This window comes from Aeromonas popoffii (assembly GCF_000820025.1).
In the GTDB taxonomy this organism is placed as follows: Bacteria; Pseudomonadota; Gammaproteobacteria; order Enterobacterales; family Aeromonadaceae; genus Aeromonas; species Aeromonas popoffii.
Genome location: NZ_CDBI01000077.1, coordinates 100880 through 113504, shown reverse-complemented (window position 1 = coordinate 113504; position 12625 = coordinate 100880). Strand labels below are relative to the sequence as shown.

9 protein-coding genes are annotated in these 12625 nt (G+C 59.4%); 5 read left to right on the top strand and 4 right to left on the bottom strand.

What is annotated here, in order from left to right; translation table 11 throughout:
• Positions 1 to 923 precede the first annotated feature (923 nt).
• The 4 genes from BN1129_RS16765 to kefF all read right to left on the bottom strand — a co-directional run bounded on the left by BN1129_RS16765 (position 924) and on the right by kefF (position 5110).
• Entirely contained in the window at positions 924 to 1910 is a 987-nt protein-coding gene (locus tag BN1129_RS16765; RefSeq protein WP_042038046.1) for a helix-turn-helix transcriptional regulator, read from the bottom strand.
• Positions 1911 to 2206: 296 nt separating this feature from the next.
• Entirely contained in the window at positions 2207 to 2593 is a 387-nt protein-coding gene (locus BN1129_RS16760; RefSeq protein WP_042038043.1) for a SirB2 family protein, read from the bottom strand.
• A complete protein-coding gene (locus tag BN1129_RS16755; protein ID WP_042038041.1) occupies positions 2590 to 4446 on the bottom strand; it encodes a monovalent cation:proton antiporter-2 (CPA2) family protein in 1857 nt (618 codons plus the stop codon). The genes BN1129_RS16760 and BN1129_RS16755 overlap by 4 nt, the downstream gene beginning before the upstream one ends.
• A 64-nt stretch (positions 4447 to 4510) precedes the next feature.
• The gene (kefF, locus tag BN1129_RS16750) at positions 4511 to 5110 is read right to left on the bottom strand and encodes a glutathione-regulated potassium-efflux system oxidoreductase KefF (protein WP_042038039.1); all 600 of its coding nucleotides are present in this window, start codon (positions 5108 to 5110) and stop codon (positions 4511 to 4513) included.
• A 240-nt stretch (positions 5111 to 5350) separates the two neighbouring features.
• Here kefF and BN1129_RS16745 point away from each other — a divergent pair, with 240 nt between their 5' ends.
• The 5 genes from BN1129_RS16745 (at position 5351) to BN1129_RS16725 (ending at position 12594) form a co-directional block, all read left to right on the top strand.
• Positions 5351 to 5674, top strand: a complete 324-nt coding sequence (locus BN1129_RS16745) for a hypothetical protein (RefSeq protein WP_042038037.1) — start codon at positions 5351 to 5353, stop codon at positions 5672 to 5674.
• 49 nt (positions 5675 to 5723) lie between these two features.
• Positions 5724 to 6155 carry a DUF411 domain-containing protein gene (locus BN1129_RS16740; protein ID WP_042038036.1) on the top strand — a complete coding sequence of 144 codons (432 nt, stop codon included), beginning with the start codon at positions 5724 to 5726 and terminating at the stop codon, positions 6153 to 6155.
• 236 nt (positions 6156 to 6391) lie between these two features.
• Positions 6392 to 8548, top strand: a complete 2157-nt coding sequence (locus BN1129_RS16735) for a S9 family peptidase (RefSeq protein WP_042038034.1) — start codon at positions 6392 to 6394, stop codon at positions 8546 to 8548.
• A 415-nt stretch (positions 8549 to 8963) separates the two neighbouring features.
• Complete coding sequence (locus BN1129_RS16730; protein WP_042038032.1) at positions 8964 to 9935, top strand: TAXI family TRAP transporter solute-binding subunit; 972 nt, start codon at positions 8964 to 8966, stop codon at positions 9933 to 9935.
• A gap of 106 nt (positions 9936 to 10041) precedes the next feature.
• Positions 10042 to 12594: a TRAP transporter permease gene (locus BN1129_RS16725; protein ID WP_042038030.1), complete on the top strand. Its 2553-nt coding sequence runs from the start codon at positions 10042 to 10044 to the stop codon at positions 12592 to 12594.
• The last annotated feature ends 31 nt before the right edge of the window (positions 12595 to 12625 follow it).

Here is a 12625-nt window from a genome sequence, read left to right as displayed (position 1 = left end):
AGGCCTTTTTGCTTTTTGGCATTTGTGAACGGGAATAAGGATGCGAGGGGCATCAGAAAGGTCACGACTTGCTACTGGCAACTAGGCCCCGGGTTTTCTAGACACTCTGTTGTTGAACATTGAACTGCTTTTCAAACTCTACCGCCAAGAGTTGTAAAGAGGCAAAAGAAAAGGGGACGGCAGTTGCCGTCCCCTCAAGTCATCTAGTCCAGTCCATGAACTGCAACGCTCCCTGCAATCCCTGACTTTATCCTAATCCTTCGGAATATCCCCTTCCCAATCCGTTGAGGTGTCCTGTGGCCATCCTAGCCTGGCAATCGATCCTGATTGCTGCACTCTCTCCATCCTGGAGGTGTCCGTTACCACATTCTGTGGTGTTCCTTGCGTCGTCCTGACAGATAACCATCCTAGCTATCCCGCTTCATCCTGAAGCTGTCCTACTCGCATCGGGCGAGGTCCTGTTCTTCCTGAAGAGTAGTAATCCGTACCGCTCTGCCTCATCCTGAGGTGTCCTTGGCCACGTCCTGTGGATTATTCCCTGTTTATGCGCTGTTCCTGCATCCTGCCGAACCAGCTCCATCCCTGTGACGCCCATATTAAGGGAACCCCACAGAGGAACAAGGGCGTTTGGGCGGTTATCAGTATGAGCCAGCTTGATCAAACCTAGTCATTAACAATGTAAATATATATATATCATCAACTTAGTTTGTTTCATTGGAAAGCGTGTAGATTCAAAGACGCCTTCGCGTACGGGTCAACACAGCGGCCTCTTACAGCAGTGATGGCGGATCTCTCACACGCAAAAACTGGGGGAAAACGAGGGTACAAAGGGGCTCAATTCAGCGGATAAGAGTTAAAAAGTAGTTGAAAAAACATGCTTGAAAAGCATACAAAAAGCCGAGGCTGAGCTCGGCTTTTTTGGGTTAGCTGACTCGGCTGCCAGGCGTGGGATATGCCTTGCGCAGCGACTCTGGCGCCAATACTTCCAGGTTGCCGCTCATGTTGTTCAACCAGGTGCGAAATTCAGGGGTGTCCTGTACTTCGGTCTCCACTACCACGCTGCGTTTATCGTAGCGGGTCATGCGCGGGTTGTGGCCCGGGATCTGTCCATCGACCAGCGTCGGGCAGTTGGCATCGATACGACCGACGAAGCGGATTGGGCCACTGACGTCCTGATAGCCCTGATCGCGGATCAGCTTCTGGACATTGAAGTCCTTCGGCTGGGTCGCGCTGAAGTTGGTCAGTTCCACACCCTTGATGTGATCGAACGGTATGCCGTACACCTTGGGATCCAGCTCGGACAAGGTACAGAGCAGTATGGGACCGTCGGCCTGATTCAGAATGCCGAGGGGATTGATGCGGTCATAGCAGAGCCATACGGTACGTTCCTTGATGACACGCTGGATCTCGGCACTGAATTTGCGACCACGCCAGAGGGCATCGCGGATCAGGGTGCTGCGACGGATCTCAGGGTTGCCGGCAAACGGGCGCGGTGACTGATGCACGCTTTCAAGCCAGCGTTCGGCCAGTTCACTCTGGCTGTCGCGGATCACCTGACTGGCCTTGTCGACCAGCGGGTTTAATTCGGTCAACACACTTGCTGGCAGCAGTTGGCTTGCCTGATCACTCCAGGTTTTCAGGGCCACCGCCAGAGATAGCGGCATTATGTTGGCGAAGTCGTTGAGTCCATGGCGCTCGAAGCACCAGCCGTGGGGTTTGCTGCGTTCATCCGAAGTGAGGTCGAACAACCCCATGCCGGACATCTCCTCCAGGTCCCGTTGCACGGTACGCAGACTGACGTGTATACCTTCCTCTTCCAGTTTTACCTGGAGTTGGCTGGCGGTCAGCTTGTAAGGGCGGTGCGGGATGCAACGCGCCAAGGTCAGTTGTCGTAACAGCTTCTTACTCATGGTGCATGCCTTCACTGGTTTAGCGTTGAGTGTATCCTAGCCATGACTTGCGACAGTCTATGTCGCAACTTTTGCTGCGACAACTGTCGCCATTTTCATACAAAATGCTGTAACTAGATGATATTAAAACCAATATGTGTTTTGGCGGGGATCAATCGAGGCTTTTAAATGATGCGAAAATCGCAAATTAAAGTGCTGTCTTGCGGTTTTTTTGGAGAGGAAAAAATAAAAATAGCAGGAAGAGGCAGTAGATGATGTGGAGGGGCTCGGCCCCTCCACCAGATGAAGCTCTGTGATCAGGCCAGCCAGGACCAGGCTGACTTGGTGATGGCTGCACCCACCATGTAGCCGAAGACGGCCAGCGCGGCGGCACCGGCCACCAGCTTCTGGTTGCGGGCTGGTCGCTTGAGCGCCATGACGCCGAGACCTATGTAGACCACCAGTGCGATCAGCTTGGCCATCAGCCAGGGCTGCTGGCCCGGGCTCATCTGCAGCGTGACCGCCAACAGGAACCCGAACAGCAGCAAAAAGGTGTCGTTGACGTGGGGCGCTATCTTCAGCCAGCGCTGTTGCAGGCGCGGACTGCTGTTGAGAGAGAGCATCCAGCGATAGACAAACAGCAGCAGGCTGACGATGGCTAGAGTCATATGCAGATGTTTGAGCATGGGGTAATAGGCAATCATATTGCTTCCTTGTCGTTGTCGGGCAGTCCGCTGTTCCAGTTGTGAGCGTGAATACGCTCCTGTCCTTCCTGATCGTCTTGCAACAGATCGGAGAGGATATCCCGGTATTGCAGGCTCTTGTTGATATAGGTGTGTTCGTCGTCCAGGTAGTTGACCTGCTCCCGCAGCAACCAGTTGTCGTGCTGTTTGAAGGTCTGTCCTGCCCGCCAGGCCTGGTTGGCTCTAAATCCCAGCTGGGTCAGGGCTTCCACCCCCAGATCCACGGCGGAACCCAGGGTTTCCCGATACACGCTGCCTACGCCCTGGCGCAGGATCTCGTGAGCGTGAGGTCTGTCTTGGGCTCGCGCCAGTATCTTAAGGTGCGGGAAATGTTTCTTCACCATTTCAATTACTTCGAGCGAGGTGGCTGGATCGTTGATAGAGAGCACCAGCAGTTTGGCCTTGTGGGCGCCGGCGGCATGCAACAGGTCGAGCCGGCTGGCATCGCCATAGAACACCTGGTAGCCGTACTTGCGCAGCATCTCTATCTGACTGGCATCCTGCTCGAGGATGGTGGTGCCGATGCCGTGGCCATGCAGCAGACGCCCCACTATCTGGCCGAAGCGGCCGAAGCCAGCGATGATGACGGGGTGTTCCACCAGCTCAGGCTGCTCGTGTTGCGGTGCGTCGCTGTGGGTACGGTAATCGAACCAGGGCTGGATCACCCGATCGTTGAGGATCAGCAAGAGCGGCGTCAGCGCCATGGAGAGTGCCACGACTAACGTCAGTAGTGAAATGGTCTCGCCGGGTAGCACCCTGTTCTGGGCGGCAAACGAGAAGAGCACGAAGGCAAATTCCCCCCCTTGTGCCAGCGCCAGCGCGAAGGTCCAGCGCTGGCTCGGCGAGATGCGGATAATGAAGCCAAGCGCCATCAGCACCAGCCATTTAAGCACCATCAGCCCCACCACCAGCGTCGGAATAAGGAAAGGGTGTTCGGCAAACAGGCTGAAGTTGATACCGGCCCCTACCGACATGAAGAACAGGCCGAGCAAGAGTCCCTTGAACGGCTCTATGTCCGCCTCCAGTTCGTGGCGATATTCGCTGTCGGCCAGTACCACCCCGGCAAGGAAGGAGCCCAGCGCCGGGGAGAGCCCCACCGACTCCATCAACACGGCGATGGCAATCACCAGCAGCAGGGCGGCAGCGACGAAGATCTCCCGCATGTGGGATTGGGCTATGGCCCGAAACACCGGCCGCATCAGGTAGTGGCCACCCAGCACTATGCCGGAGATGGCCGCCACCACCAGCAGGCCGTGTTGCCAGCCAGCCAGCTCGGAGCCGCCATTGCTGGCCACCGGCGCGATGGCGAGCAGTGGCAGGATCGCCAAGATGGGAATGACGGCGATATCCTGGAACAGCAGTACTGCAAAGGCAGAGCGGCCGCTCTCGCTCTGCATCAGCTTGCGCTCTTGCAGACTCTGCAGCACGATGGCAGTGGACGATAGCGCCAGGATGAGACCTATGGCCAGCCCCTGTTGCCAGGGCAGGCCGATGAGATGAGCCACCCCGGTCAGGGCCCCTGTGGTGAGCAGTACCTGCAGGCCACCGGTGCCGAGGATGGGCCCCTTCAGTTGCCACAGCAGGGCAGGGCGCAGCTCCAGCCCGACCAGAAACAGCATCAGCACCACGCCGAACTCGGCGAAGTGCATCACATCCTTCTGCTGTCCCACCAGCCCGAGCAGGAAGGGACCTATGATGATGCCCGCCAGCAGGTAGCCGAGTACGGACCCCAGTCCCCAGCGCTTGGCCAGCGGCACGGCGATCACCGCCGCCGAGAGGTAGATAAGCGCATCAAACATTAATCCGTGACCCATCAGCCAGCCCTCCGTTCGAATTTCTGGCCCGGCTCATAGGGTCGGCCAAATGACAGGCAGTGTTTCATGAGAGCACCTCCAGCAGATCCCGCAGATAGGGGCTGCCGCCGAGCTGGGCCGGGGTCAGTTGCTCGTCGCGCAGGGCACACAGCAGCTGGCGATAATCCTGGCCACAGCGACGCAGCGCCTTCGGATCCTTGATCTTGTGAAAGGAGTGCAGCACGAACGGTGGCAGCCAGCTCATGCCGCACAGCTGCGCCGTTTGCTGGAACGGCAGCAGGAAGTCGAGCAGCGGACGGCTGTTGTAGCCTTCGCTGCAATAGGAGTCGGGGGCACCCCCCGTGGTGATGGCACTCAGCCACTGCTTGCCCTTGAGGGCGTGGGACTCGGGGCCGTAGGCGTAACCATACTCCAGCACCAGATCCATCCACTCCTTCATGATGGCGGGGCAGGAGTACCAGTAGAAGGGGTGCTGAAAGACGATGATGTCGTGTTCCGACAGCAGGGCCTGCTCCCGCTTCACATTGATGAACATGTCCGGGTAGTGCTGGTAGAGGTCGTGCACCGTGACCCCCTCCAGGTCGGAGACAGCTTGCAGCAGCTGCTTGTTGGCCCTGGAGCTCTGCAGGGCCGGGTGTGAAAAGATAACCAGAATGCGTTTCATGGGGTCATAACCTGAAGATGGGCCTAATACCGGTGAAAAGAAGATGTATTGAGCTGCGACGTTAGCAAGAAGCGCAATAGCCCGCCAGTTCCGGGATCAGATTGCGCAACGCCGGACGCGGGGATACGTGGGTGAATCGCGCCCCGCCAGACTACTTACATCCAACCATAGAGGGGAGGGCTTGACCCTCCCCCTGGGCCAGGGGTTACCATGGGGTTCCTCCGATCAATGAGTCATGTCATGGTTCTGACCCGTCGCCAACTTGCTCGCGCCCGCCGCTGGCTCCCTCTGTGGAGTCTGCTGATGGTGCTGATGTCGTTTGGCAGCCGGGCGGCGACCGATCTCTGTACTCTGACGCCCCATTGCAGCCAGAGCGAGCGCACCCTGGAGAAGGCCATGCCATGCGGCAGCTTCACCTCGGCGCTGGCCATGACGGTGCTCACCAGCGACAGCCTGACGGTGGCCGTGCTGGAACCGGATATGCCACAGTTTCTCTCCCCCTCCCTGTTCACGCCTGAGGTGCCGCTCGAGCGGCTGGATCGTCCTCCCCGTCATCCCGGTTGAGTCGAGTTCCCCTGTTTTTTTGGGTATTTCTTCTTATCTGAGGTGAGTTATGTACAAGTCCCTGTTACTGGCCCTGCTGGCCGGTACCGTCAGCTTCTCCGCCCTGGCCGCGGAGCAGATGACCGTCTACAAGTCCCAGTATTGCGGCTGTTGCAAGACCTGGATCAAGCACATGGAAGAGAACGGCTTTGAGGTCAAGGTTGTCGAAACCGAGCAGCTCGATCCCATCAAGCAGCAGTACGGCATCACACCGCAGCTGGCGTCCTGCCACACGGGTGTGGTGAATGGCTATGTGGTGGAGGGGCATGTACCCGCCGCCGATGTGCAGAAGCTGCTCAAGGAAAAACCGGCGATCCGCGGCCTGACCATTCCGGGCATGCCCCAGAGTGCGCCAGGCATGGATATTCCGGGTCAGCCCTACCAGGTGCTGAGCATCAGTGATGAGGGCGCGACCAGGGTCTGGTCGAGCTACTCCGGCTGACGCAAACTGGCCATGAGCAGGCACGACTCCATCATGTGAGGCACACCTGAGCGAACCTGTGTCGCTCATGGTCAGGTTTGAGGGCCGCTGTCGCGAGATAGCGGCCCTTTTACCTGTTCTTGCGGGTTTTACGGGGTGATAACTTGCAACTGGGGGCGACAAGGGGCAGATTGATCCCCTATCCAAGGAGCCAAGGCTCAGGTCTGCTAACCCTTTTAAAGCGCAAAGGATGCGACATGTTTACCTTTTCCCGAGGGCTTCTGCTGCTGGCTTGCCTGGCCGCCGTTCCCTGTTCATATGCCAATGATGAGTCCGCCATGCCCACAAGCGATACCCTTATCCAGCCTCCCGTGGCCACCAAACACCCTCACACCATCAAGAAACACGGAGATACCCGGGTCGACAACTACTATTGGCTGCGCGATGACGAGCGCCAGAAACCCGAGGTGCTGGCCTACCTGGAGGCGGAGAACGCCTATACCGAGGCCATGCTCAAGCCAACCAGGCCGCTGCGAGACCAGCTCTACCAGGAGATGGTGGCCCGCATTCCCCAGCAGGATGAGTCCGTACCCTATGTGAAGAATGGCTACCGTTACCAGACCCGCTATGAGCCGGGCAAGGAGTACGGCATCTATTCCCGCAGCAAGGTGGAAGGGTCGCAGGAGCCCGAGCTGATGCTCGACAGCAACCAGCGCGCAGAGGGGCACGAGTTCTACGCCCTTGGCGCCCTGGAGGTGAGCCGCAACAACCGCTGGCTGGCGGTGGCGGAAGATTTCCTCTCTCGCCGCCAGTACCAGATCCAGTTCCTCGATCTGGAGAGCGGCAAGTGGGCGGCCGAGTCGCTTCCGAACACCTCGGGCAACCTGGTGTGGGCCAACGACAGCAAGACGGTGTTCTATGTGCGCAAACACCCCAAGACCCTGTTGCCCTATCAGGTCTATCGCCATGAGCTTGGCTCGGATCCGGCGAAAGACACTCTGGTGTATGAGGAGAAGGATGACACCTTCTACGTCAGCCTCTACGCCACCACCTCGGAAGATTTCATCGTCATCGCCCTCTCCAGCACCACCACGGGCGAGGCGCGCCTCATCGACGCCAACGTGCCGACCCAGGCTCCACGGCTGTTCCTGCCCCGTCAGGTGGATCACGAATACAGCCTGGATCACTACCGTGGTCGCTTTTATGTGCGATCCAACAAGGACGGCAAGAACTTCGGCCTGTACGAGACCAAGGAGAGCCCGGTCGAGCGCTGGAAGGCGGTGATTGCCCCCAATCCGGACGTGTTGCTGGAGAGCTATGCCCTGTTCAAGGAGTGGCTGGTGCTGGAGGAGCGCAATCAGGGGCTGACCCGGCTGCGTCAGATCAACTGGCAGAGCGGCGAGCAGAAAGAGATCGCCTTCGACGATCCCGCCTATGTCACCTGGCTTGCCTACAACCCGGAACCGGAGACCAGCCAGCTGCGCTACGGTTACTCCTCCATGACCACACCGTCGTCCACCTATGAGCTGGATATGGCCAGCGGCAAGCGTACCCTGCTCAAACAGCAAGCGGTGGCGGGCTTCAAGCCGGAGCTGTATGCCAGCGAGCGCCTCTGGGTGACCGCCCGCGATGGGGTGACCGTGCCGGTGTCGCTGGTCTATCGCACGGATCTGTTCAAGAAAGAGAGTGCCGGGTCGCAAAAAAATCCGTTACTGGTCTACGGCTATGGCTCTTACGGCGCCAGCATGGATCCCGATTTCAGCACGGCTCGCCTGAGCCTGCTGGACCGGGGCTTCGTCTATGCCATCGCCCACATTCGGGGCGGCGAGGAGCTGGGCCGCCACTGGTATGAAGACGGCAAACTGCTGAAAAAGCAGAATACCTTCAACGACTTCATCGACGTGACCGAGGCGCTGATGGCGCAGGGTTATGGCGCCAGGGATCAGGTCTACGCCATGGGCGGCAGCGCCGGCGGCCTGCTGATGGGGGCTGTCATCAATCAGGCGCCCCAGCTCTATCGTGGCGTGGTGGCTCAGGTGCCCTTTGTCGACGTGGTCACTACCATGCTCGACGAATCCATTCCCCTCACCACCGGGGAGTACGACGAGTGGGGCAACCCGAACCAGAAGCGTTATTACGACTACATGAAGGCTTATAGCCCCTACGATCAGGTCAAGGCACAGGCCTACCCGAACATGCTGGTGACCACGGGGCTGCATGACTCCCAGGTACAGTATTGGGAGCCTGCCAAGTGGGTGGCCAAGCTGCGCGAGCTGAAGACGGATGATAACAAGTTGTTGCTGAATACCGACATGGATGCCGGTCACGGCGGCAAGTCCGGTCGCTTTAAGGCTTATGAGGATATCGCGCTGGAGTTTGCGTTTATCCTGGATCTGGCCAAGCCAAAAGCATAAGTCAACAAGGTTGCAGCCCTTGCCAGTAAAGGGCTGCAAAAGAATCTTATCTCTATCCTCCCGCCTGCCAACCGGTAGCACATCCAATTAATCCCCGAGCAGTAAATTAATGATCGGCTTCAAATTTCTCGTCATTCATATCCATCATTTTGTGTTTTTGTTTGATTTATGTTGGCTCCATGTGCTTAATCGAAGCCGCTATGACGCTTTGATTGATCCCCTCCGGGTCAATTATCTTCGGTTGGCATGACGCCGACTGTCTCACCACAGGATGCTGGTGGCTTTTTGGGGAACGCTCGCCGTTCACCCGATTCCTCATATAGAGGTCATGGATGACCACCGGTGCAGAACGGTGGTTTGTCCGGCATTCGCCCGTGGAACGGGCGAGCTGAATCAATCAAAAAGGATGAACAACATGAAAGGATTTTCCCTGGCGTGTGCCCTGTCGGCTGCCCTGGTCGGTGTTTCGTTTGGTGGTCCGCTGCAGGCGCAGGAGCGCTTCGTGACCATAGGCACTGGCGGTCAGACCGGTGTTTACTATGTCGCTGGCCAGTCTATCTGCCGCTTCCTCAATCGCGGCGTTGCCGATCACCAGATCAAGTGCAACGCCCCGGCCAGCGGTGGCGGTGTGGCCAACGTCAACGGTATCCGCAGCGGTGAGTTCAACTTCGGTATCATGCAGTCCGACCATCAATACAAGGCGATGAAAGGCCTGCCCCCCTTCCAGGCTGAAGGGGCCATGGATGACATGCGTGCCGTCCTCTCCCTGCAGAGCGAAGTGTTCACCATACTGGCGCGCCGTGATGCCAACATCGCCGGCTTCGACGACATGAAGGGCAAGCGCGTCAACATCGGCAACCCGGGCTCCGGCCAGCGTGACACCATGGAAGAGATAATGGCGGTCAAAGGTTGGAAGAAGGGTGACTTCGGCCTGGTCTCCGAACTGAAACCGGCCGAGCAGGCCTCCGCCCTCGGCGACAACAACATCGACGCCATGAGCTACTTCGTCGGTCACCCGAACGGCGCCATCCAGGAAGCCTCCACCACGACCGATGCGGTACTGGTACCGGTGACCGGCGCGGATATCGACAAGCTGCTGGCCGAGAAGAGCTACTACAGCAAGGCTGAAATCCCTGGCGGCATCTACAAGGGCAGCGACCAGCCAACCCCGTCTATCGGCGGCAAGGCGGTGCTCTCCACCAGCGCCAAGACAGATCCGGAAGTGGTCTATCAGCTGGTCAAGTCGGTGTTCGGCAACCTGGATCGCTTCAAGCGCCTGCACCCGGCCTTCGCCGACCTGCAAGAGGCCGACATGATCAAGGTGGGACTCTCTGCGCCGCTGCATGAAGGGGCTGCCCGCTACTACAAGGAGCGCGGCTGGCTCTGATTGACGGCCCAAGGGCCCAGGTCACTCTCTTCGACACCCGTCAGCCGCAGCCCAATTGCGGGGGCGGGTGTCGCTCTTGTTGTACTCGTTGGCACAAGTTAACCCTATGCAAGATAAACAACTCTCTACCGAGGAACTGATCGCCCAGGATGTGGGCGCTCGTCTGCCGTTCGGCCTCATGGGCGGGCTCATCACCACACTGGCGCTGGCCTGGTCTCTGTTCCAGCTCTGGATCGCCTCGCCGCTGCCCTTCATGTTGGGCTTTGGCGTACTCAATGACACCGAAACCCGCGCCATTCACCTCACCTTCGCCCTGCTGCTGGCCTATCTGGTGTTTCCGGCGTTTCGTTCATCGCCACGGGATCGGGTGCCGCTCGGCGACATAGCCTTGGGGCTCATCGCCGCCGGGGCGGCTTGCTACCTGTTTGTGATGTACCAGGCGCTGGCCCTGCGGCCGGGCAGCCTGACCACCGAAGATCTGATCACCGCTTGCATCGGTTTGCCGTTGCTGCTGGAAGCGGCGCGCCGTGCTCTGGGGCCGGCGCTGGCGATCATCGCCCTGCTGTTTCTCGCGTATAGCCTGGCGGGACCCTGGATGCCGGGCCTGCTGGCGCATCGAGGAGTGAGCTTTACCGCGCTGGCCAACCATCAGTGGATCACCACTGAAGGGGTGTTCGGGATTGCCCTCGGCGTTTCCACCAGCTTCGTGTTCCTGTTCGTGCTGTTCGGCGCCCTGCTGGAGCGGGCCGGCGCCGGTCACTACTTCATCCAGCTCGCCTTCAGCCTGCTTGGCCACCTGCGCGGCGGTCCAGCCAAGGCGGCAGTGGTGGCCTCTGGCCTGACCGGCCTCATCTCAGGCTCGTCGATTGCCAACGTGGTGACCACGGGCACCTTCACCATTCCCATGATGAAGAAGGTGGGCTTTAGCGCCGAGAAGGCGGGGGCAGTGGAAGTGGCCTCCTCGGTCAACGGCCAGATCATGCCCCCTGTGATGGGTGCGGCCGCCTTCCTGATGGTGGAGTACGTGGGCATTCCCTACGTCGAGATCATCAAGCATGCCTTCTTGCCGGCCACCATCTCCTACATAGCCCTGCTCTACATCGTCCATCTGGAAGCGCTCAAGCTCGGCATGCAGCCCATCGGTGGCCATCAGCCCAAGCCCTGGCTGCGCCGTCTGACCGGTTTTGCCTTTGGCGCCACCCTCATCAGCGGCCTGTCGATGGCGGTTTACTATGGTCTGGGCTGGCTCAAACCGGCGCTGGGTGACTTCGCCCTGCCGGGGATCAGCCTGCTGCTGGCGCTGGCCTATCTGGGACTGCTGAAGATCGCCGCCAGCAACGAACCGCTGGCGGCAGAGGATCCGGACAAACCGCTGACCGAGTTGCCCAACACCCGCGCCGTGCTGCTCTCCGGTCTGCACTTCCTGCTGCCCGTGGTGGTGCTGGTGTGGTGCCTGATGGTTGAACGGCTCTCGCCCGGGCTGTCGGCCTTCTGGGGAACCGTCATGCTGGTGATCATACTGCTGACCCAGCGGCCACTGCTCAACTGGTTGCGCAGTGATGGCCTGCACGATTACGGCTCAGTGCAGGACGGTCTGATCGATCTGCGCGAGGGGCTGGTGGCCGGTGCCCGCAACATGATCGGTATCGGCATTGCGACCGCCACTGCAGGCATCATAGTGGGCGCCGTTTCCCAGACCGGGGTGGGTTTGGTACTGGCCGATCTGGTGGAGATGCTCTCCATGGGCAATCTGCTGCTGATGCTGCTGCTCACCGCCTTTCTGAGCCTTATTCTCGGCATGGGGCTGCCCACCACAGCCAACTACATCGTTGTCTCCAGCCTGCTGGCGCCCGTGGTGGTGACGCTCGGGCAGCAGAACGGCCTGATAGTGCCGCTCATCGCCGTGCACCTGTTCGTCTTCTACTTCGGCATCATGGCGGATGTGACGCCGCCGGTGGGGCTGGCCTCGTTCGCGGCAGCCGCCGTCTCCAAGGGCGATCCCATCAAGACCGGGATCACGGCGTTCTACTACAGCCTGCGTACCGCAGCGCTGCCGTTCCTGTTCATCTTCAACACCGACCTGCTGCTGATCGATGTGGACTTTGCCCACGGGGTGCTGATCTTTATCGTGGCGACCATCGCCATGCTGATCTTCGCTGCTGCTACCCAGGGCTGGTTCCTGGTGAAGAGCCGCTGGTACGAGAGCATATTGCTGCTGCTGGTCGCCTTTACCCTGTTCCGCCCCGGTTTCTGGATGGACATGGTGCACGATCCCTATCGGGTTACCCCGCCCGCCGAGTTGGCAAAAACCATGGGTGAAGTGGAGGCAGAGAGCACGCTGCGGCTGCGCGTCCAGGGTGAAGATGCGGTCGGAAAACCGCGCAAGTTCACCCTGCTGGTCGCCGTACCGGATGGGGCGGATGGCGAGGAGCGGCTGGCCAATCTGGGGCTGAGCCTCTATGAACAGGATGGCAAGACGCTGATCGACAACATCGCCTTTGGCAGCCCGGCGGCCACCATGGGGCTGGAGTTCGATCAGGAGATCCTGACCGTCAAGGCGCCCACCGAGCGCTGGCGCAAGGAGCTGATGTGGTTGCCCGGTTTCTTGCTGTTTGCGCTGATCGTCGGGCTGCAACGGCGACGGGCGGTGCGAGCCTAACAAGGGTCAATAAAAACGGCGCCATCGAGGC